This is a genomic window from Leclercia sp. G3L (assembly GCF_021117075.1).
Classification (GTDB): Bacteria; Pseudomonadota; Gammaproteobacteria; order Enterobacterales; family Enterobacteriaceae; genus Enterobacter; species Enterobacter adecarboxylatus_C.
Window position 1 is genome coordinate 1,792,231 of the sequence record NZ_CP088265.1, and the last position, 21,919, is coordinate 1,814,149.

The following is a 21,919-nucleotide window of genomic DNA, read 5'->3' on the forward strand; positions in this document are numbered from 1 at the left end:
GATGAGCCACTTAGACAACGGTTTCCGTTCACTCGACTTAAAACGTTTCCCGGAAACGGACGACGTTAACCCGCTTCAGGCGTGGGAAGCGGCGGATGAATATCTGCTGCAACAGTTGGATGAGACAGAAATTAGCGGCCCGGTTCTGATCCTGAATGATGCTTTCGGCGCATTGGGTTGTGCGCTGGTCGAACATACACCGTACAGCATCGGTGATTCCTATCTGAGCGAGCTGGCGACGCGCGAGAACCTGCGCCACAACGAGCTCGATGAAGGCAGCGTGAAGTTCCTCGACAGCACCGCAGAGTATCCGCAGGCGCCGGGCGTGGTGCTGATTAAGATCCCGAAAACCATGGCTTTGCTGGAGCAGCAGCTGCGTGCCCTGCGTAAGGTTGTGACGCCAGAGACGCGCATTATTGCGGGCGCAAAAGCGCGTGATATCCACACCTCGACCATTGAGCTGTTCGAGAAAGTGCTGGGTCCAACCACCACCACGCTGGCGTGGAAAAAAGCCCGCCTGATCAACTGCACTTTCAGTGCTCCGCAACTTGCCGACGCGCCAGAAACCCTGAGCTGGAAGCTGGAAGGCACCGACTGGACTATCCACAACCACGCCAACGTCTTTTCACGTACCGGGCTGGATATCGGCGCGCGCTTCTTTATTGAACATCTGCCGGAGAACCTGGAGGGGGAGATCGTTGACCTCGGCTGCGGTAACGGCGTGATTGGCCTGACGCTGCTGGCGAAGAATCCGGAGGCCAGCGTGGTCTTCAGCGACGAGTCGCCGATGGCGGTGGCCTCCAGCCGTCTGAATGTGGAAACCAACATGCCGGAAGCGCTGGATCGCTGCGAGTTTATGATCAACAACGCGCTGTCGGGCGTGGAGCCGTTCCGCTTTAACGCGGTGCTGTGTAACCCGCCATTCCACCAGAAGCATGCCCTGACGGATAACGTCGCCTGGGAGATGTTCCACCACGCGCGTCGCTGCCTGAAAATTAACGGTGAGCTCTATATCGTGGCTAACCGCCATCTGGATTACTTCCACAAGCTGAAGAAGATTTTCGGCAACTGCACCACCGTAGCCACCAACAACAAGTTCGTGGTGTTGAAGGCGGTTAAGCTCGGTCGCCGTCGTTAAGATTGTTATGCCGGGCGGCGCAGCGCCGCCCGGCATCAGACCGCACACAATGTAGGCCGGGCAAGCGAAGCGCCGCCCGGCAATGCCGTTAGATCTCCAGCGCTAATTTCGTCCCCTGGGCAATCGCCCGTCTTGCATCCAGCTCCATCGCCACGTCACACCCACCAATCAGATGCACCGTTTTACCTGCTTCGCGCAGCGGATCCGCCAGATCGCGCTTCGGCTCCTGACCGGCACACAAAATCACATGATCGACGCGCAAGAGCTGCGGTTCACCGCCGATCAGTACGTGAAGTCCTTCGTCGTCGATCTTCTGATAACTGACCCCCGGGATCATCTTCACACCGCGCGAGAGCAGGGTGGTGCGATGGATCCAGCCGGTGGTTTTCCCCAGTCCTTCGCCCGGTTTGCTGGCCTTACGCTGGAGCATCACGATCTGACGCGCGCTTTTCGGCTGCTGCGGCCCCTCCGGACGCAGGCCGCCCACCTGATTCAGGCTGGTATCGATACCCCACTCCTCGCAGAATTCCGCAATATTCTGGCTGGTGGGCTCGCCCGCCTGGCTCAGGTACATGGCGGTATCAAAGCCGATCCCGCCGCAGCCGATAATCGCCACCCGATCGCCCACCGGTTTTTTATCGCGCAGCACGTCGAGATAGCTCAGCACCTTCGGATGATCGATGCCCTCGATCGCGGGGGTGCGCGGGGCGATCCCGCTGGCGAGGATCGTTTCGTCAAAGTCGATCAGATCCTGCGCGCTAACCCACTGGTTAAGCCGCAGATCGATCCCGGTGAGGTCGATCATCCGCGCGTAATAGCGCAGGGTCTCGTAAAACTCCTCTTTGCCGGGGATCTGTTTGGCGATATTAAACTGCCCGCCGATTTCAGCAGCGGCATCAAACAGCGTCACGCTGTGCCCGCGCGCCGCGGCATTCACCGCAAACGCCAGCCCCGCCGGACCTGCACCCACGACCGCCAGCCGTTTCTTATTTAGTGCCGGCACCACCGGCATTCGGGTTTCGTGGCAGGCACGCGGGTTGACCAGGCAGGAGGTGACTTTGCCGACGAAGATCTGATCCAGACAGGCCTGGTTGCAGCCGATACAGGTGTTGATCTCATCCGCACGGCCGCTCTGCGCTTTGGAGAGGATCTCCGCATCGGCGAGGAAAGGCCGCGCCATCGACACCATATCGGCATCGCCTCTGGAGATCACATCCTCCGCCACCCGGGGATCGTTAATGCGGTTGGTGGTCACCAGCGGGATCGACACTTTGCCTTTCAGCCTGCGCGTCACCCAGCTGAACGCCGCGCGCGGCACCGGAGTGGCGATGGTCGGGATCCGCGCCTCATGCCAGCCGATCCCGGTGTTGATGATGGTTGCGCCTGCGGCTTCAATGGCCTGCGCCAGCTGGACGGTTTCCTCAAAGGTGCCGCCGCCCTCCACCAGGTCGAGCATCGACAGGCGGAAGATAATAATAAAGTCGCTCCCGGCGCGTTCCCGCACCGCGCGTACCACTTCGATCGCAAAGCGCATCCGCCGGGCATAGTCCCCGCCCCATTCGTCATCGCGCTGGTTGGTACGCGCGGCGAGGAATTCGTTGATCAGATAGCCTTCGGAGCCCATCACCTCCACGCCGTCGTAACCCGCCTCGCGGGCCAGGGCGGCGCAGCGGGCGAAGTCATCAATCAGGGTCAGAATTTCATCATGGCTGAGGGCATGCGGCTTGAAGCGGTTGATTGGGGCCTGGATCGCCGACGGGGCTACCAGGTTCGGCTGATAGCTGTAGCGTCCGGTATGCAGAATTTGCAGGGCGATTTTGCCGCCCTCCTGGTGGACGGCATCGGTAACGATTCGGTGGTGCGGCAGCTGTGCCACATCGTTCAGCACCGCGCCGCCCTCCATCGTGACGCCAGAAAGCGCAGGGGCCACGCCGCCGGTGACGATCAGCGCCACCCCGTGACGGGCACGTTCGGCATAGAAGGCCGCCAGCCGCTCCGCACCGTCCGGCCGCTCTTCCAGACCGGTATGCATCGAGCCCATCAACACACGGTTTTTGAGCGTGGTGAACCCCAGATCAAGGGGGGCGAACAGCGACGGGTAGTGGCTCATAAACGCTTCCATTGTAAAATTATTGTTATGTGGTCGGATGAGTTACTAATTTAGCCAGCGGCGGGGGAAAGGTAAAAGCGGGATTAAATGATTGTGATGGGATTCAAAGAAAGCCCCCGGTGGCGCTGCGCTGACCGGGGCAACCAAACCGTAGGCCGGGCAAGCGTAGCGCCGCCCGGCGTTTAGCGTGCTGCGCGCACCAGCCCCGGTGCCTGCCACATCGACGTGGTCAGCCCGCTGTCCACCAGCCCCAGCTGGTCGGCGTACACCGCCTGCCATTTCTGCATCATGCCGTCGTACAGATCCCGGTGCGCCGGGTTCGGCGTAAACTCCCGGCTCCACTTCACCAGCTTCTCGCCCGTGGAGGCCATATCGGCATACAGCCCGGCCCCGGTGCCGGCAGCAATGGCGCATCCCAGCGCGGTCGCCTCTTTCACCTCCGGCACCCGCACCGGCAGGCCGGTAACGTCGCTTAAGATCTGGCTCCACAGCGCCCCTTTCGCGCCGCCGCCGGCAAACACCAGGCCGTCAAAATTTACGCCGGAGAACTGCGATATCTGCGCCAGATTGCAGGCGGAGACAATGGCCGCATTCTCCTCCAGGGCGCGGAACAGGGTGGCTTTGTTGCATTTTTCCGGGTCGATGGAGAGGTTAATAAAAGACGGCGCAGCGTGATACCACTGCTTAAAATGCATGGCGTCGGAGAAGATCGGCATCACCCCGTGGGAGCCCGCCGGCACCCGGCTGGCCATCTCCTCCATCAGAGCGTAAGTGTCCATCCCCATCCGCTCGGCAATCAGCTTCTCTTCGGCGCAGAAGGCGTCGCGGAACCAGCGCATGGTCAGCCCGGTGAAGAAGCTGATCGACTCCGCCTGGGCCATGCCGGGGATCACGTGCGGGTTCACGCGGATGTTCATCTGCGGATCGGTTCGCACCTGCGGCAGATTGACCACCTGCTGCCAGAAGGTACCGCCCAACACCGCGGTCTGCCCGGCGCGCACCACCCCCAGCCCCAGACAGCCCAGCTGCACATCGCCGCCGCCCATCACCACCGGCGTGCCTTCCCGCAGGCCGCTCTGCTGCGCAGCCTCTTTGTTGATCGCGCCCAGCAGGGTGCCGGTCTCTTTAACGGGAGAAAGAATGTCGGCACGCAGCCCGGCCATATCCAGCAGCGCCGGTCGCCAGTCGCGGGAGAACAGATCCAACATGCCGGTGGTGCCCGCGTTAGAAGGGTCGACGGCCAGTTCGCCGGAGAGCTTCGCCGCCAGCCAGTCGCTGATCATGGTGATGGTGGCCGCTTTGCGGTAGATGTCCGGGCGATGGTGCGCCAGCCACAGCAGGCGCGGCATGGCGCTCAGGGCCAGGGTCTGGCCGGAGACGTCATACACTTCGGATTCAAAGCGGAAGTCGTGGATCTCTTTCAGCTCGGCCACTTCGCGGCTGGCGCGGGCATCGACGTTGGCACAGGCCCAGATGGCGTCGCCGTTGCGGTCGTAGAGGACGATCCCTTCCCGCATCGAGCAGCAGGCGACGGACTGAATATCCGCCGCGCTCAGGTGCGCCCGCTCAAGCGCCTGGTGGATACACTGGCAGGCCAGCCGCCAGTTGGTGTCGAGGTCGAACTCCATCGAGCCGGGGACGTTCTCCACGCTCAGGTGTTTCCACTCCGCCTGGCCGACGGCAATCTGATTGCCCTGCAAATCGAAAATAACGGCGCGAACGCTGCCTGTCCCTGCATCTAACGCTAAAAGGTAACTCATGAGCTTGCCTCGTGTCAGGCGCAGGGCGACTCTTATCCGGCCAGAGCCAGCACCGCGCGGGCTGTCGTCTCTTCCGTCACCAGGCCATTGATACGGCGACCGTTCAGTGCGGCATAAATCGCATCGGCTTTCTCTTCTCCTCCGGCGACCCCGACGATGACCGGCAGCTGCGCCAGTTCATCGAGGGTGACGCCAAGTAATTCCCGGTGGATCTCCAGCTCTTCTACCCGCTCGCCGTTGGCGTTAAGGAAATAGCCCAGAATGTCGCCCACCGCTCCTTTACGGGCAAACATCAGCTGCTCGCCCTCGCTGATATAGCCGGAGCGCAGTATGGTGGCGTCCCGGCGCTGGTTCACTGAACCAATCCCCACCACCGCCACATCGGCAGCGGTGGCGGCGAGGATCACGTCCCGCACGCTGGTTTCCCGCTTTAAGATCCCGGCCACTTCCGCCGAGGACACCCGCAGCGGGGCGGGGATCATGCTGATACTACAGGCGGCATCCAGCTGGCCGATGCCGGTCATGTAGGGCCCGACGCCGCCGGAGAGGGTCACCAGCCGCACCTGCTGGGAGCTGATAAAGCCGCTTAAGTGCTGAATGCAGCTCATGGTCGTTTCACCAAATCCCACCGCCAGCAGCTGGCCGGGCTCCAGCACGCCCATGAGCGACTGCGCGGCGCCAATCCCTAAGCGCACGCTCATTGGCGGGGTGTTGAGGGCCGGCAGCACGCGGGTAAGCCGCAGGCCGAAGCGCTGCTGAAGTTCGGTCTCCAGCGCCAGACAGCCTTCGTAGCGGGAGTTGATCTGCACGCGGATCACCCCGGACTGTCGACCCTTTTCCAGCAGCCGCGAAATCTTGAGCCGCGGTAATCCCAGCCGCTCGCCGATATCGTTCTGCGTCAGGCCGTCGTGGTAGTAGCACCACGCCACGCGCGCCACCAGTTCCTCTTCCGTCAGCGCCAGTCCGGCAAATCGTCCCTCTTCGGCAACGCGTTTCTCAGCCATATTTGAACTCTTATCAAAATTTAGATCATATGTTCGCCCTGCCGCAGGATGAATGTGTGAGCCACACGGCAAAACGGATATTCCGGAATGTTTCTGCATTATTGGGATCATATCCATAAAACTGTGATCCCTGCACGGTTGTAAATATAGTTCACCGTCTACGCTTTTGAACATTATTAATTTGAAAAATCATTTGTTCAATAGCGGAGCGATAATGACAGCACTTATCGAGGCGCGCGGGATCCAGAAGCAGTTTTCCGGCGTTCCTGTATTGAAAAACATTGATTTCACTCTGCTTGCGGGCCAGGTACACGCCCTGATGGGCGGCAACGGCGCCGGGAAATCCACCCTGATGAAGATTGTCGCCGGGGTCGAAACTGCCGACCGCGGTGAACTTTCTATCGCCGGTCAGCCTTTTGCTCGCCTGAAGCCAGGCCAGGCGCACCAGCTCGGCATCTATCTGGTGCCGCAGGAGCCGATGCTGTTTCCGAATCTCAGCGTGCGGGAAAACATCCTCTTCCGTCTGCCGCGCGGGCAGGCCACCGCCCGGCGTCTTGCCGATAAGCTCGAGCAGCTTCAGTGCCAGCTCAATTTAGAGGCCGCCGCCAGCACCCTGGAGGTGGCGGATCAGCAGATGGTGGAGATCCTGCGCGGGCTGATGCGCGAGGCGAAGATCCTGATCCTCGATGAACCCACCGCCTCGCTGACGCCCGGCGAAACCGAACGCCTGTTCCGCCAGATCCGCGCCTTACAGGCGACGGGGGTTGGCATCGTCTTTATCTCCCACAAGCTGCCCGAAATCCGCCAGCTCGCCAGCCACGTCTCGGTGATGCGCGACGGGGCGATCGTCCTGAGCGGCGAAACCGCGCAGTTCGATGACAATGCGCTGATTGCCGCCATGACCCCGGTCAGCCGCGACCAGGGCCTGAGCGACACGCAAAAGCTGTGGCTTGCCCTGCCGGGCAATCGCCGCACCCAGGCCCAGGATTTTCCGGTGCTGCGGGTAGAGAGCCTCACCGGGGAAGGATTTATCGATCTGAGTCTTGAGATCTACGCCGGGGAGATCGTCGGGCTGGCCGGATTAGTGGGATCCGGGCGCACCGAGTTTGCCGAGACGCTCTACGGCCTTCGCCCGCCGCGTGGCGGCAGGATCTGGCTCGAAAACCAGCAGATCGACAACGATCCGGTCAGCACCCGGCTGGAGAAAGGGCTCGTCTATCTCCCGGAGGACAGGCAGGCGTCCGGCCTGTTTCTCGATGCGCCGGTACGCTGGAACACCGTTGCCCTTAACGAGCCTTCCCTCTGGCAGCAGCGCAAGCGCGAGTCGGCGGTGGTGGAGCGCTATCACCGGGCGCTGGGGATCAAACTCAATAGTGCCGATCAGACCGTGCGCACCCTGTCGGGGGGTAATCAGCAGAAGGTACTGCTGGCGCGCTGCCTGGAGGCCAATCCGCTGCTGCTGATCGTCGATGAGCCGACCCGCGGGGTCGACGTCTCGGCCCGCGCCGATATCTATCAGCTCATCAAAAGCGTGGCGGCGCAAAACGTGGCGGTGCTGATGATCTCCAGCGACATGGATGAGTTTCCGGGCCTCGCGGACCGCGTGCTGGTGATGCATCAGGGCGTGCTCAGCGGAGAACTGCCGCGTCACGCCGTCAGTCTGGATCGGATGATGGCTCTGGCCTTCGGAGGGCAGGCATGAAAACACTGCTGAAAAACCGAGAACTTACTGCGCTGCTGGCGATCCTGGCCCTGTTTGTGGTGCTGGTGGCGCTCAACCCGGCCTATCTCAGTTTGCAGACCCTGGGGATGATCTTTGCCAGTTCACAGATCCTGATCCTGCTGGCGCTCGGTGCCGGGCTGGTGATGCTGACCCGCAACATTGACGTCTCGGTCGGCTCGATAGTCGGGCTGTGCGCCATCGCCGTGGGAGTGGCGCTGAACAACGGTTACGGCCTGCCGGTGGCGATCCTGTTTGCGCTGGCCATCGGGGCGCTGGCGGGCGCCTTCAACGGCCTGCTGGTGGTGGGGCTGCGCATTCCGGCGATTGTCGCCACTCTCGGCACGCTGGGGCTGTGGCGCGGGGCGATGCTGCTCTGGACCGGTGGGAAATGGATTGAGGGCCTGCCGGTGAGCCTGAAATCCCTGTCCGAGCCGGTGGCGCTCGGGATCTCTCCGCTGGGTATCGTGGTGCTGGTGATTGCCGCTCTCGGGGCATGGACGCTGTCGCGCACCGCCTTTGGCCGCGATTTTTACGCCGTCGGGGATAACCTTGCCGCCGCCCGCCAGCTTGGCGTGGCGGTCAACCGCACCCGGATGGCGGCCTTCACCCTCAACGGCGTGCTGGCGGCCTGCGCCGGGATCGTCTTTGCCGCACAGATCGGCTTCGTACCGAACCAGACCGGCAGCGGGCTGGAGATGAAAGCCATTGCCGCCTGCGTGCTGGGGGGTATCTCCCTGCTCGGCGGCACCGGGACCTTAATCGGCGCGCTGCTGGGGGCCTTCTTCCTGACCCAGATCGATACCGTGCTGGTGCTGTTCCGCCTCCCGGCCTGGTGGAACGACTTTATCGCTGGCCTGGTGCTGCTGGGGGTGCTGGTGCTCGACGGGCGGCTGCGCCAGGCGCTGGTGCGTCATCAGCGGGCGCTGAAGTACGGCCGCTTCCAGCCGGGCAACAAAGGGGGGAAGCACGTCCCCCGTTTCGCAAACGCAACAAAGAGGTGGCGTAAATGAAGCTTAACTGGGAGTGGGCGCTGCTGCTGTTACTGGTGCTGGAGATCCTGCTGTTTGGCACCCTCAACCCGCGGATGCTCGACATCAACATGCTGCTGTTCAGCACCAGCGATTTTATCTGTATCGGGATTGTGGCGCTGCCGCTGACGTTAGTGATCATCAGCGGCGGGATCGACATTTCGCTCGGCTCCACCATCGGCCTGTGCGCCATCGCGCTGGGGGTGATGATGCAGTCCGGCGTGCCGATGGCGGCGGCGATCCCGCTCACCCTGCTGCTCGGGCTGCTGTGCGGCCTGTTCAACGCGGCGCTGATCCACTACACCGGGATCAGCCCTTTAGTGATCACCCTCGGCACGCTCTACCTCTACGGCGGCGGGGCGCTGCTGCTTTCCGGCATGGCCGGGGCCACCGGCTACGAAGGCATTGGCGGCTTCCCGGAGAGCTTCACCGCCTTTGCCAACCTGACGGTTATAGGGCTGCCGATCCCGCTGGTGCTCTTCGCGTTCATCACCTTCTTCTTCTGGCTGATCGTCCACCGCGGGCGTTTTGGCCGCCACCTGTTTCTGATTGGGCAAAACCCGCGTGCGGCGCGGTATGCGGCGCTGTCGGTGAACGGTATGCCCTATGCGCTCTATGGCCTGGTGGGCGTGGCCTCGGCGATCGCCGCCCTGGTGATGGTCTCCTATTTCGGCTCGGCGCGCTCCGATCTGGGGCGTGACCTGCTGATGCCTGCGCTCACCGCGGCGGTGCTTGGCGGGGCGAATATTTATGGGGGTTCAGGTTCGGTACTGGGTACGGCGCTGGCGGCATTGCTGGTGGGGTATCTGCAGCAGGGGTTACAGATGGTCGGCATCCCCAACCAGGTGTCGAGCGCGCTGTCAGGGGCGCTGCTGGTTGTGGTGGTGATGGGGCGTTCGCTGAGTCTGCACCGTGATTGGGTGCGGTCTCTTCTCACAAAAAATACCCGGAGCGTATGATGAAAATAAAACTGATGGTGCTGGCCGTGGCGTTAAGCGTGGCGACGGCGCAGGCGGCGGATCGCATCGCGTTTATCCCGAAACTGGTGGGGGTCGGCTTCTTTACCAGCGGCGGTAACGGCGCAAAAGAGGCGGGTAAAGAACTGGGGACGGAGGTCACCTATGATGGCCCGACCGAGCCGAGCGTCTCCGGGCAGGTGCAGCTGATCAATAACTTCGTTAACCAGGGCTACAACGCCATTATCGTCTCGGCGGTGTCACCGGATGGGCTTTGCCCGGCGCTGAAACGCGCCATGCAGCGCGGGGTGAAAGTGCTGACCTGGGATTCCGACACCAAGCCGGAATGTCGCAGCATCTACATCAACCAGGGCACTCCGGAACAGCTCGGTGGTCTGCTGGTGGACATGGCCTCGAAGCAGGTCACCAAACCGGCCGCCAAAGTGGCGTTCTTCTACTCCAGCCCTACCGTTACCGATCAGAACCAGTGGGTAAACGCGGCGAAAGCCAAAATCGCCAAAGATCATCCCCAGTGGCAGATCGTCACCACCCAGTTTGGCTATAACGATGCCACCAAATCCCTGCAGACCGCCGAGGGGATCTTAAAAGCGTACCCGGATCTGGATGCGATCATCGCCCCGGACGCCAACGCCCTGCCAGCGGCGGCCCAGGCAGCGGAAAACCTGAAGCGGGAAGGGGTGGCGATTGTCGGTTTCAGCACGCCAAACGTGATGCGTCCGTACGTTGAGCGCGGTACGGTGAAAGCCTTCGGCCTGTGGGATGTGGTGCAACAGGGCAAAATTGCGGTCAATGTCGCCGATCGTTTGCTGAAAAAAGGCGATCTTAACGTGGGCGACAGCGTGGAAGTAAAAGATATCGGCGCCCTGAAGGTCGAGCCGAACAGCGTCCAGGGCTATCAGTATGAAGCGAAAGGCAATGGCATCGTGCTGCTGCCGGAGCGGGTGGTGTTCACCAAAGAGAACATCAACAACTACGACTTCTGACAGGGGGGAACATGGCTGATTTAGACGACATCAAAGAGGGTAAGAACTTTGGCATCGACCGGCCGCAGCAGAACGTGCCCTTCACCCTGAAGGGCTGCGGGGCGCTGGACTGGGGGATGCAGTCGCGGCTGGCGCGTATCTTTAACCCGGCCAGCAATCGTACGGTGATGCTGGCCTTCGATCATGGCTACTTTCAGGGGCCGACCACCGGGCTCGAGCGTATCGATCTCTCCATTGCGCCGCTGTTCGCCGAAACCGACGTGCTGATGTGTACCCGCGGCATTCTCAGGAGCCAGGTGCCGCCCGCCACCAACAAACCGGTGGTGCTGCGCGCCTCCGGGGGTAACTCGATGCTGGGGGAACTTTCCAACGAGTGCGTGGCGGTGGCGATGGAGGATGCCCTGCGGCTGAACGTCTGCGCGGTGGCGGCGCAGGTCTATATCGGCAGTGAGTATGAGCACCAGTCGATCAACAACATCATCAAGCTGGTGGATGCGGGCAATCGCTACGGTATGCCGACTCTGGCGGTGACCGGGGTCGGTAAGGAGATGGCCCGGGACGCGCGCTACTTCTCGCTCGCCAGCCGTATTGCCGCCGAGATGGGGGCGCAGTTTGTTAAAACCTATTATGTGGAAGAAGGGTTCGAGAAAGTGACCGCCAGCTGCCCGGTGCCCATTGTTATCGCCGGGGGCAAAAAGCTGCCGGAGCACGAGGCGCTGGAGATGTGCTTCCGCGCCATCGACCAGGGCGCGTCGGGTGTCGATATGGGTCGCAATATCTTCCAGTCCAGCGCGCCGCTGGCGATGCTGAAGGCGGTGAAGAAGGTGGTGCACGAGAAGATGAGCGCCCGCGAGGCGTACCAGTTCTGGCAGGAGGAAAAACAAGGAGAAGGACAATGAACGTGACTTTAGTGGAAATTAACATTAAGCCGGACCGGGTGGAGGAGTTTCTGGCGGTGTTTCGCGCCAACCATGAAGGGGCGATCCAGGAGCCGGGCAACCTGCGGTTCGACGTGCTGCAGGATCCGCGGGTGAAAACCCGGTTCTTTATCTACGAGGCTTACAAGGATGAGGAGGCGGTGCTGGCGCATAAGCAGACCCCGCACTATCTGGCGTGCGTGGAGAAGCTTGAAGACCTGATGTCGGAGCCGCGTAAAAAACGCTGTTTTGTCGGGTTGATGCCAGCGTAAAAAACGCCCGGTGGCGGCTGCGCCTTACCGGGCCTACGGGATGGTGCGGGTGGTTTTGTAGGCCGGGCCAGCGCAGCGCCGCCCGGCGTTTTTCAGGCCAGCGCCAGCGGCTGGACCCGCGCCGTGGCCCCCGGCATCAGCCGCTGCAGGTTGCTGACCAGCTCATCCCCGGCCGCTTCCAGCGCCGCTAACGGCATGGCGGGCAGGCTTTCGAGAATAAACCACATGGTCTGCGCCTGGCTGTCGAGCCGGGTGCGGAATCCTTGCCGCCAGTTCCAGCGTCGGCAGGTCACTCCCACGTCGTCGCGCCAGATAACTTCGCCCGCATCGGGATGCTCCACGCCCGGCTGACCCTCTTTAACGGTGTCAAAAGGCTCACTGCCGTCGGCCAGCGTCAGGCGCGGTGCCCCGGAGTAGGCGGCAAGGTTTTCACCGCCTACCGGAATGGCATAGCGGATGCTGATCGCATTGTAGATATCCACCACAGGATCGAGCGGCGGCAGCGTGCCCTCTTTCAGCACCCGCTTGCGCAGGGCGCTGGCGGAGCAGGGAGTGCGTTTCGGTTTGGCGCCAAAGGCTGTAAACACCTCATCCCAGGCGGCGAGATGGGCCTGCGCCCAGGGAAAGTCATCGTTTAACATTTGCTGGCAGGCCTGATCTAACGCGGCAGAGGCTACGCCGGGAGCAGTAATGGGCGCGGCTTCGACCACGATGCTCAGCGCGCGGAACCCCGGCGCGATCCCGGCAAGACGCGGATCTATTGACGGCGTGAGGAGGGACATAAATAATCCTGTATCGACTGTTTTATACCATGGTAATGACTAGTGACCGATAAAGTCAATATAATGACTGCGCAGGGCGCAGATGTGGCCCAGGTAAGCCTGGCGGTCGCGAACCGTATCCGCAACTGGCGGAAAGAGAAAAGGCTGTCGCTGGATGAGCTGTCGCGCCGCGCCGGCGTCAGCAAGGGGATGCTGGTAGAGATCGAAAAAGGGGCCGCCAACCCCAGCATTGCGATCCTCTGCAAACTGGCGGCGGCGCTGGGCGTGTCGGTGGCCGATATCGTTAACGTCGCCAGCGAGCCGCAGGTGCACATTATTGAGGAAGCGGCGATCCCGGTGCTCTGGCAGGGCGAGAAGGGCGGCAGCGCCCGATTGCTGGCAGGCACCGCTGGCCCGGATATGATTGAACTCTGGCGCTGGGAGATGCAGCCCGGGGAGAATTTTAGCTCGCCCGGTCATCCGGCAGGCACCTTTGAACTGCTTCATGTCGAGGCGGGGGTATTAACGCTGAAGATTGAACAGAGCACCACGCAGGTGAACGCTGGCGCATCGGCGGTAGCGAAAACCGAAGCGGCGCACAGCTATGCGAATGAAGGGAAGAGCGTGCTGCGGTTCACCATGACGGTGGCGGAGTTTCACCGTTAACATGTGAGATGCCGGGGGCGCTACGCTTGCCCGGCCTACAAAACCCAACGTCGTTGTGGCCGTTGTAGGCCCGGTAAGCGAAGCGCCACCGGGCAACAACAAGCACAGTCTCATAGGCCGGGCAAGCATCGCGCCGCCCGGCGCTTTTTACGCTTCAGCCACGCTCACCCGCAGCGCCGCCAGCGCCTTACGGGCCGCTTTCAGCACCTGCTCACACTGCTCAACGGTCAGCGTCAGCGGCGGTTCAATGCGAATGGTTTTCGAGTTGTTGAGCGTTCCCGCCACCAGCACCCGCTGGCGGAACATCTCACTCGCGAAGCTGTAGCCGGTTTCGTTATCGACAAACTCAATCGCCATCAGCATCCCTTTGCCGCGCGCGTCCTGCACCAGGTCCGGGTATTCACGTCCCAGCTGGCGGAAGCCATCCAGCAGCATGTCGCCTTTCTGCTCCGCCTGGGCGGGCAGGTTCTGCTCCAGCAGCACGTTGATGGTCGCCAGCGCCGCGGCACAGGCCAGCGGATTACCGCCAAAGGTGGTGGTATGCAGGAAAGGATTGTCGAACAGCACCGAGAACACCTCTTCGGTGGCGACCGTAGCCCCAATCGGCATCACGCCGCCGCCCAGCGCTTTGGCCAGGCACAGAATGTCCGGCTGCACGTTCTCGTGCTCGCAGGCAAACATCTTGCCGGTACGCCCCATCCCGGTCTGCACTTCGTCGAGGATCAGCAGCGCGCCAAACTCATCGCACAGCTGACGCACCGCCGGCAGATAGCCCACTGGCGGCAGGATCACCCCGCCTTCACCCTGGATAGGCTCGAGGATCACCGCGGCCACGTCGTCGCCGGTTTTACGGCATTCGGACAGCGCGGAGCGCATGGCGTTAATGTCGCCGAACGGCACGTGGCGGAAGCCCGGCAGCAGCGGCATAAACGGCTTACGGAAGGCGGATTTCGCCGTGGCAGAGAGCGCACCTAACGACTTGCCGTGGAAAGCGCCGCTGGTGGCAATAAAGGTGAATTTCCCGCGCGGCGACTGGTACGCCTTGGCGAGTTTGATCGCCGCTTCGACCGATTCCGTGCCGCTGTTACAGAAGAAGCTGTATTTCAGTTTCCCTGGCGTCAGTGCCGCCAGCGTTTTTGCCAGCATCGCCCGCAGGGGATCCAGCAGTTCCTGGCTATGAAGGGGTTGTTTTGCAAGCTGATTTTGTACGGCGGAAACCACTACTGGATTACGGTGCCCCACGTTGAAAATACCAAATCCACCCAGGCAATCTATAAACTCCTGTCCCTGGGTGTCGACAAGCGTATTCAGACTCCCCGCCTGCCACTCTACGGCTCCGTAATCCCCGCCTGCTGTTACAGATTTTCTGTATTCCAAAAACCCGGGATTTACATGCTCTTTGAAGTAATCAATCACCTCGCGGTTAAGTTGTTTCATCTCCTCATGATCAAGCGTTCGCTTCTCAATGAGATTCAATGCGTGCGCGGTACAGGCCAGGGCCGACGCGCTGGAGGGTAACCTGTTCAAGATGTGCTCCCGGGAATGGCGTATCACATGATACTGGATTAAGTATTGCAGGCTTTGCGCCACTTCCGGTGAGGGGGCAAAAATCGGGATAAACGCCAGGTTAAAATAATGTTACACAATATTTAATCATGCGAAACGGAATTTCGACGGCAGCGCTTCGGCATTTTCCGGTGTCAGAATGCGCGTTTGCAGTGCATTCGCCCTGTTTTAGTGCGGTCGGGTCTCGGACAGGCGGATCGGGCGATCCCCCTTTGGGGGTAGTTTCAGGGCGAAATCATTTAATATCAATACATTAGAAAAACACACAAAAAATGCGGTTTAGTCGCGTTTTGCGATCTCAGGCATGTTTAACAACTAAAGATAAAACCGTTAACGCCGAAAAATCTTTACGCTACAAAAATAACATTCAAGTAACCTGCAAGGGATGCCTATGTCGCCTCAAAGATTTGTCACACAGTGTGAATACCCGCTGAATGATGACACCACCCTGATGTCCACCACCGATCTGCATAGCTACATTACCCAGGCCAATGACACCTTCGTCCAGGTAAGCGGGTACTCGCTGGGCGAACTGGTGGGTCAGCCGCACAACCTCGTTCGCCATCCTGACATGCCAAAAGCCGCCTTTGCCGACATGTGGTACACCCTGCAACAGGGGGAACCCTGGAGCGGTATCGTGAAGAACCTGCGTAAAAATGGCGATCACTACTGGGTGCGCGCTAACGCCGTGCCGATGGTGCGCAACGGCCAGACCACCGGGTATATGTCCATCCGCGTGAAAGCGACCCCGGAAGAGATTGCCGCCGTCGAACCTTTATATAAGGCACTGAATGAAGGGCGCTGTAATAAGCGGGTGCATAAGGGGCTGGTGGTGGCGAAAGGCTGGATCGGCAAGTTGCCGGCGATGCCGCTGCGCTGGCGGGTGCGCAGCGTAATGACCCTGATGTGGCTGGTGCTGGCGGGAGCCCTGTTCGCCACCGGTGCGAGCTGGGCGGCAATGGGGGTCAGCGCGCTGGTGATGCTGCTGGGAACAATGCTGTTTGAGCAGCAGATTGTGCGTCCGGTCGAGAACGTGGCGCGTCAGGCGCTGAAGGTGGCAACCGGCGAGCGCAATAGCGTGGAGCATCTTAACCGCAGCGACGAGCTGGGGCTGACCCTGCGTGCGGTGGGGCAACTCGGCCTGATGTGCCGCTGGCTAATCAATGACGTCTCCAGCCAGGTAGTGAACGTGCGTGACGGCAGCGACCAGCTGGCGAAGGGGAATGATGACCTCAACGATCGCACCCACCAGACGGTGTCAAACGTGAAACAGACCGTGGAGACGATGAACCAGCTGGCGATGACGGTGCAGAACAACACCCGAACCGCGGTGGATGCCGATAAGCTCTCCATCGCCGCCAGCGACGCCGCCACCGAAGGCGGGCACGCGATGCAAACTGTGGTCAACACCATGGACGAGATTGCCGACAGCACCCAGCGTATCGGCTCGATCACCAAGCTGATTAACGACATTGCCTTCCAGACCAACATCCTGGCGCTGAACGCGGCAGTAGAAGCGGCCCGGGCGGGCGAGCAGGGGAAAGGCTTTGCGGTGGTGGCCGGGGAAGTGCGCCATCTGGCCAGCCGCAGCGCCAGTGCCGCCAACGATATCCGCAAGCTGATCGACGCCAGCGCCAGCAAAGTAATGTCGGGTTCCGAGCAGGTGCATGCCGCCGGACGCACGATGGACGATATCGTGGAGAAGGTGCAGAACGTCACCCGGCTGATCGCGGAGATCAGCCAGTCGACCTCGGAGCAGGCCTCCGGGCTGTCGGAGCTGACCCGCGCGGTAGCCGAACTGGATTCCATTACCCAGAAAAACGCCGCGCTGGTGGAAACGAGCGCGCAGGTTTCCGCAATGGTGAAGCACCGCGCGAAACGTCTGGAAGATGCCGTCACCGTGCTCCATTGAGTCAGTAACGTTCCAGAAAGCCGTTTGCTCCTGACGGAGTTAACGGCTTTGTTATTTGTGAGTTGTGATTATTTTTATCGGTTACTGTTAATGTAATATTAAATAACTAAAAAAACGTCTCAGTTAATTATTCCTGCCTAAGTCAGTTTTCCCCGATGCTCTGTCAAAAATCCCCGTTTCCGTGGTTACGTAACGATCGATGCGGCTAAATTAATAGCTCACGCCTATCTTTTGTCGGAATTATGGAAGAAAAAAGCGATCAAAGTCATAAAGTTAGCGATGAAGTTACCGATAACGCTGATCGTCTGAGAAATAATCACATCGATGGAGTAAATATGTTCTTACATGACGTAAAAATCGGCACGAAATTATTTCTGGCGTTTGGGTTCTTTATTGTCCTGATGGGGATAAGTGCAAGTTTATCCCTGTTGAGCCTTAATCGGGCAAATAACGGGATGCAATCCATTATCACCAGCGATTATCCCACCACGGTAAAAGCGAACCAGTTAATCGACAACTTCCAGGAATTTATTAGCACCCAACAGCTCATGCTGCTGGACGATCGAGGCACGTACAGGGCCCAGTCAGAACAGCAGTTGAAGGCGATCAGCGAACGTATCACCGGGATCCTCGGCGACCTGAACAGTGCCCTGCAGGATAAAGCCTCTCAGCAGGTGCTGAGCGATATCCGCGGGGTACGCCAGCAGTATCTCGACTCCCGCTACCGTATCCTGCAGGCGGTGCAGAGCAACGATCGGGCGGGTGCGATTCAGGAGATGATGACCAATACCCTCAGCCTGCAGCAGGCCTATAAGGCGAAAGTGCAGGAGCTGATTGCCATACAGAACACCCATATGCAGCGCGCAGGCGTGGAGGTAGACGGCGACTTCAGAACCAACCGCCTGCTGCTGATCCTTATCACTCTGTTCAGCGTGGCGGTGGGCAGCCTGATGGGATGGTTTATCGTGCGCTCGATTACCCGCCCGCTGGGCGAGGCGGTCAATTTTGCCCAGTCTATTGCCGATGGCGATCTCACCGGGAACATCGCGTCGCACGGTAAGGACGAAACCGGCCAGCTGCTCTCTGCGCTGATGGAGATGAAAAACCGTCTGCTGGAGATTGTGCAGCAGGTACAGTTCGGCTCGGAAAATATCTCCACCGCGGCGGCGCAGATTGTGGCGGGCAACCAGGATCTGGCCGCGCGGACGGAAGAGCAGGCCAGCTCCGTGGAACAGACGGCAGCGTCGATGGAGCAGATCACCGCGACGGTGAAAAACACCGCATCACATACCGGTGAAGCCACTCATCTCTCCGCGGATGCGGCTCGGGTGGTGAAAAGCAACGGCGAGATGATGAAGCAGGTCACCAGCAAAATGCGCCTGATTAACGAGACCTCCAACCGGATGTCCGACATCATCAACCTGATCGACTCTATCGCCTTCCAGACCAATATTCTGGCGCTGAACGCGGCGGTAGAGGCGGCGCGCGCGGGTGAACACGGCCGCGGCTTTGCGGTGGTGGCCGGTGAAGTTCGCCAGCTTGCCCAGAAGAGCGCCACCTCGGCCAGTGAAATTCGCCAGCTGATTGAGAGCTCAACCAGCCAGACCCAGGACGGGATGGCGCTGGTGGAAAAAGCCAGCGGGCTGATTAACGGCATGGTGGGTAACGTCGAAGAGATGGATGGCATCCTGCGCGAGATCCGCCAGGCAAGCCATGAGCAGACGGAAGGCATCTCGCAGATCAACAGCGCGATTGGCCTGATTGACTCCACCACCCAACAGAACTCCGCCCTGGTGGAGGAGTCTGTCGCGGCGGCCTCATCCCTTAACGAGCAGGCGATAAACCTGAAAGATCTGGTGAAAGTGTTCCGCGTTCGCGCAGAAGTCACCGCTTAATCCAGCTGGGAGATCTCCAGCGCCGCGCGGTCTATCACGCCGATAATCTGTTTGATCTGCGCGTCGCTGGTCTCTTCCTGATTCACCTTCAGATCCAGCACCGCCTTGAAGTTATCCAGCGCCCGCTTCATCTGCGGGTTTTTACGCAGCTGGAATCCCACGCAGCGTGCTTTGACGCGCTCCTGAATGTGCTCCAGATGCTCCAGGTTTTCCTCCAGCCACTGCTGTCCGGCAAGGGTAATTTCAATCTTTTTACGCCCGGTCTCCTCCTCGGTGAGGGTGATGAACTGCTGATCCTGCAGAAAATCGAGCGTCGGATAGATCACGCCCGGGCTGGGCGTGTAGTTGCCCTGAGTCAGGGTCTCAATCGCCTTGATCAGCTCGTAGCCGTGGCTGGCGTTGCGGGTCAGGATATCGAGGATCACCAGGCGTAATTCGCCGTGCCCAAAGAAACGCTGACGGCGGCCGCCGCCGTGATGGTGTTCGCCGCCCCGTCCGCGGCGGTGGTGCTCGTGGTTGTCGCTGCCGTGAGAGTGTCGCATCGTCTTTCTCCGTATTTTTGATATATCTAATTTATATCTAAAATGTGAAAAGTAGCAATGCCAGCAAGTGATATTAATTTAAGTGATTGAAATTAAACTGGTTAATTTTTGCTTTTTGAATCAATGCACGCGATCGCAGACTATATCAAAAAAATTCTTGCAATCTGTTTAATTAGCAATCATTATCATTTAACTTTCATTTTCGATATATCTGTTTCACTTTCACGAAGGCAAATTATGACCACATCCCGCTACCCCCAACGTGTCCGTAACGACCTGCGCTTTCGCGAGCTGAACGTGCTCCGCGTTGAGCGCGTCAGCGCCGGTTTTCAGCGCATCGTGTTAGGCGGCGAGGCGCTGGAGGGCTACAGCTCCCGCGGCTTCGACGACCATTCCAAAGTCTTTTTCCCGGAAAAGGGCACGACCTTTGTGCCGCCGGTGGTAACGGACGAGGGCGTGGACTGGGGTGATAGCGTGCGTCCGCAGGCGCGGGATTACACCCCGCTGTATGACGCGGCCCGTCACGAGCTGGCGCTCGATTTCTTCATCCACGACGGTGGGGTGGCAAGCAACTGGGCAGTAGAGGCGAAGCCGGGAGACACTCTCTCCATCGGCGGCCCGCGCGGTTCGCTGGTGGTGCCGGAAGATTACGCCTGGCAGCTGTACGTCTGCGATGAGTCGGGCATGCCCGCGCTGCGCCGCCGTCTGGAGGCGCTGCGCGCGCTGCCGGTGCGCCCGGAGGTTCACGCCGTGGTGACCGTTGCCGATGCCGCCTGTCAGGACTATCTGGCCCACTTAAGCGAGTTCAACATCAGCTGGGTGGTGGGGCATAACGAGCAGGCGGTTGCGGATCGTCTGGCGACGCTCAGCGTGCCGGCAGAAGATTACTTTATCTGGCTGACCGGGGAAGGGAAGGTGGTGAAAAACCTGAGCCGCCTGTTTGAAACCGACGCCATCGATCAGAAGCTGGTGCGTGCCAGCGCATACTGGCACGCCAAATAATCAGGCCACGTCGTCGAGCTGCGCTTCGCTGACCTGATGTTCGAGCGAGGCGCGCACCTCGTGCAGGGCCTTCTCCTGCTGGGCAAAGTAAGCTTCCATATTGCTCAGCGAGGAGACCAGCAGCCAGGACTCCTCTTTTTCCAGCTCCGCCAGCTCGCTCAACAAGGTGTCGATCTGCTCCCGGACCTGGGCCATCTTTTTGCGGATACGCGTCAGGTCGTTCAGTCTGTCGCTGGCCATCAGCGGCTCCAGCCCCTGATGCAGACGGGCTACCAGGGAGCGGATCGCTTTTACATCGCCACGCTGCTTCGCCTGGTTCAGCTGCACCATCATGGCGTTCGCCTCTTCCTTCAGCTCGTCCGCCACCAGATCCGGGTGACAGAGCTTGCTCGCCTGGCGCCAGAGCCGTTTTAGCTCATTCTGATCCTCTTCCGACAGATCCTTGCCCTTGCGCAGGCGGATCTCCGCTTCATGCTGCTGCTCGCGGTATTTTTCATACTCGTCATTGGCTTCGTCCCGCGCCTGACGGGCGGGCTCCTCTTCGCGGGTTAAGCCTGTTTCCAGCTCCTGGGCTTCGGCCAGCAGGTTGGCGATGAGGTTGCTTTGCTGTTGCAGATGCTTACGCGCCGCGGCGGCCTGCACCGAGTCGGCGGGCAGATCGCGCCAGTGTCGGGTCAGCGTGGTCAGCACCTCCACCGCCTGAGCAACGTACTGCTGGCAGCGGCGATAATCCGCCTCCCGGCGGCGCGCCTCCGCCTGCTGGCGGCGCAGATTAAGCTCCGCCAGGGTTTTGCGCAGGGCGAGGATCTGGCTCATCAGCGGGCCGAGACGGGTGAGGTAGATATCGTTAAATTCATCCAGCTGCTGAACGCGGGCGTTACGCCTGTCGATCAGATCGCGCAGGCGTTCTTCCAGCGCTTTCAGCTCCAGCTTGCTGGCGGCCAGCTGCGGATCGCGCCACGTTGTCACGGCACGCTGGCTTTGCAGCCAGTGGGTAATGGCCGCCATCGCCCCGGTGTAGTTTTTCTGCTCAAGCGCCACGACGATCGCCCGCAGCTCCTCGTCAAAGGCTTCGCTTTTCAACCGTGCCAGCTGACTCTCGATGATGTCGTCATCTTCCAGTTCAATGGCATTTTTAATGATTTCCAGCCGTTTGATCGGTGTGCTCATGATGCTTTTCGCTTTGGCGCTTAAGTATTTGAGTTAAGGATAGTTGTCAGGAAAACAACAGGGAATAATACACATGTCTGATGAATGGCGCGACGGGGGAATGCGTTAATTTTGCGCCAGGTAATGGTATGAGGGTTATGCGGCTCCCACCTCCAGTACTACGACTTTTCGCGTTTTTTCATAAATCCTGCTTATAGTTACTCTCCGGTATTTAACCGCAATTACACTATTTTTCTGGTCAAATGTTTCAATTACGTAACATAAAACAACATTTTATGTTTAGGTTGTAGGTTGTTAATGGGGAAAAGTGGAGAAAATGTGTGATCTATCGATAAGCTTGTAGATAGTATTAGCTCTACGTAATATGCATTAGAATATTAGGTAAACAAATATTAGCGCCAGCGATGGCGGGCGATGATAGTTGTTAACCCTTCACTCCCTTTACATGTTCGTAATCTCATAAAACTGTTGTCCCTGGCAAAGTCATGCAGGA

General features: G+C 59.9%; 18 protein-coding genes. 11 read left to right on the forward strand and 7 right to left on the reverse strand.

What is annotated here, in order from left to right:
• Position 1 precedes the first annotated feature (1 nt).
• The gene (rlmG, locus tag LRS40_RS10035) at positions 2-1,138 is read left to right on the forward strand and encodes a 23S rRNA (guanine(1835)-N(2))-methyltransferase RlmG (RefSeq protein ID WP_156264692.1); all 1,137 of its coding nucleotides are present in this window, start codon (positions 2-4) and stop codon (positions 1,136-1,138) included.
• 88 nt (positions 1,139-1,226) lie between these two features.
• Here rlmG and LRS40_RS10040 read toward each other — a convergent pair whose 3' ends face one another.
• From LRS40_RS10040 to lsrR, 3 genes are all read right to left on the reverse strand, one after another.
• The gene (locus tag LRS40_RS10040; RefSeq protein ID WP_231313620.1) at positions 1,227-3,248 is read right to left on the reverse strand and encodes an NADPH-dependent 2,4-dienoyl-CoA reductase; all 2,022 of its coding nucleotides are present in this window, start codon (positions 3,246-3,248) and stop codon (positions 1,227-1,229) included.
• A gap of 182 nt (positions 3,249-3,430) precedes the next feature.
• Positions 3,431-5,008, reverse strand: coding sequence for an autoinducer-2 kinase (gene lsrK, locus LRS40_RS10045; RefSeq protein WP_231313621.1), 1,578 nt, complete (start codon positions 5,006-5,008; stop codon positions 3,431-3,433).
• Positions 5,009-5,040: 32 nt separating this feature from the next.
• Positions 5,041-6,012, reverse strand: coding sequence for a transcriptional regulator LsrR (gene lsrR / locus LRS40_RS10050; RefSeq protein WP_142487188.1), 972 nt, complete (start codon positions 6,010-6,012; stop codon positions 5,041-5,043).
• Positions 6,013-6,226: 214 nt separating this feature from the next.
• On the opposite strand from lsrR, the gene lsrA reads away from it, so the two are divergent.
• Genes lsrA through lsrG form a run of 6 tightly spaced genes read left to right on the forward strand, consistent with a single transcriptional unit; the run spans position 6,227 to position 11,912 of the window.
• Entirely contained in the window at positions 6,227-7,714 is a 1,488-nt protein-coding gene (gene lsrA / locus LRS40_RS10055) for an autoinducer 2 ABC transporter ATP-binding protein LsrA (protein ID WP_142487187.1), read from the forward strand.
• Positions 7,711-8,745, forward strand: a complete 1,035-nt coding sequence (gene lsrC, locus LRS40_RS10060; RefSeq protein WP_231313622.1) for an autoinducer 2 ABC transporter permease LsrC — start codon at positions 7,711-7,713, stop codon at positions 8,743-8,745. The genes lsrA and lsrC overlap by 4 nt, the downstream gene beginning before the upstream one ends.
• Positions 8,742-9,722, forward strand: coding sequence for an autoinducer 2 ABC transporter permease LsrD (gene lsrD / locus LRS40_RS10065; RefSeq protein WP_156264688.1), 981 nt, complete (start codon positions 8,742-8,744; stop codon positions 9,720-9,722). The genes lsrC and lsrD overlap by 4 nt, the downstream gene beginning before the upstream one ends.
• Complete coding sequence (gene lsrB / locus LRS40_RS10070) at positions 9,722-10,723, forward strand: autoinducer 2 ABC transporter substrate-binding protein LsrB (RefSeq protein ID WP_231313881.1); 1,002 nt, start codon at positions 9,722-9,724, stop codon at positions 10,721-10,723. The genes lsrD and lsrB overlap by 1 nt, the downstream gene beginning before the upstream one ends.
• Positions 10,724-10,734: 11 nt before the next feature.
• Positions 10,735-11,622 (forward strand): 3-hydroxy-5-phosphonooxypentane-2,4-dione thiolase, encoded by an 888-nt coding sequence (lsrF, locus tag LRS40_RS10075; protein ID WP_231313623.1) that lies wholly within the window; start codon positions 10,735-10,737, stop codon positions 11,620-11,622.
• Positions 11,619-11,912, forward strand: coding sequence for a (4S)-4-hydroxy-5-phosphonooxypentane-2,3-dione isomerase (gene lsrG / locus LRS40_RS10080; protein ID WP_231313624.1), 294 nt, complete (start codon positions 11,619-11,621; stop codon positions 11,910-11,912). The genes lsrF and lsrG overlap by 4 nt, the downstream gene beginning before the upstream one ends.
• Before the next feature lie 92 nt (positions 11,913-12,004).
• Here lsrG and LRS40_RS10085 read toward each other — a convergent pair whose 3' ends face one another.
• A complete protein-coding gene (locus tag LRS40_RS10085) occupies positions 12,005-12,694 on the reverse strand; it encodes a B3/4 domain-containing protein (protein WP_231313625.1) in 690 nt (229 codons plus the stop codon).
• 63 nt (positions 12,695-12,757) lie between these two features.
• On the opposite strand from LRS40_RS10085, the gene LRS40_RS10090 reads away from it, so the two are divergent.
• Positions 12,758-13,339: a helix-turn-helix domain-containing protein gene (locus LRS40_RS10090; protein WP_370649961.1), complete on the forward strand. Its 582-nt coding sequence runs from the start codon at positions 12,758-12,760 to the stop codon at positions 13,337-13,339.
• Positions 13,340-13,486: 147 nt separating this feature from the next.
• Here the strand turns inward: LRS40_RS10090 and ygjG are convergent, their stop codons facing one another.
• A complete protein-coding gene (gene ygjG, locus LRS40_RS10095; RefSeq protein ID WP_185902392.1) occupies positions 13,487-14,866 on the reverse strand; it encodes a putrescine aminotransferase in 1,380 nt (459 codons plus the stop codon).
• A 430-nt stretch (positions 14,867-15,296) separates the two neighbouring features.
• Here ygjG and LRS40_RS10100 point away from each other — a divergent pair, with 430 nt between their 5' ends.
• A complete protein-coding gene (locus tag LRS40_RS10100; RefSeq protein WP_156264684.1) occupies positions 15,297-16,817 on the forward strand; it encodes a PAS domain-containing methyl-accepting chemotaxis protein in 1,521 nt (506 codons plus the stop codon).
• A 335-nt stretch (positions 16,818-17,152) separates the two neighbouring features.
• Positions 17,153-18,712, forward strand: coding sequence for a methyl-accepting chemotaxis protein (locus LRS40_RS10105; RefSeq protein WP_231313627.1), 1,560 nt, complete (start codon positions 17,153-17,155; stop codon positions 18,710-18,712).
• Here LRS40_RS10105 and LRS40_RS10110 read toward each other — a convergent pair.
• Positions 18,709-19,254, reverse strand: coding sequence for a PadR family transcriptional regulator (locus tag LRS40_RS10110; RefSeq protein WP_231313629.1), 546 nt, complete (start codon positions 19,252-19,254; stop codon positions 18,709-18,711). The two genes, LRS40_RS10105 and LRS40_RS10110, sit on opposite strands and share 4 nt — an antisense overlap.
• 237 nt (positions 19,255-19,491) lie before the next feature.
• Here LRS40_RS10110 and LRS40_RS10115 point away from each other — a divergent pair, with 237 nt between their 5' ends.
• The gene (locus LRS40_RS10115; RefSeq protein WP_304608191.1) at positions 19,492-20,256 is read left to right on the forward strand and encodes a siderophore-interacting protein; all 765 of its coding nucleotides are present in this window, start codon (positions 19,492-19,494) and stop codon (positions 20,254-20,256) included.
• Here LRS40_RS10115 and LRS40_RS10120 read toward each other — a convergent pair whose 3' ends face one another.
• A complete protein-coding gene (locus LRS40_RS10120) occupies positions 20,257-21,426 on the reverse strand; it encodes a DNA repair protein (protein ID WP_142487171.1) in 1,170 nt (389 codons plus the stop codon).
• Positions 21,427-21,919: the final 493 nt, after the last annotated feature.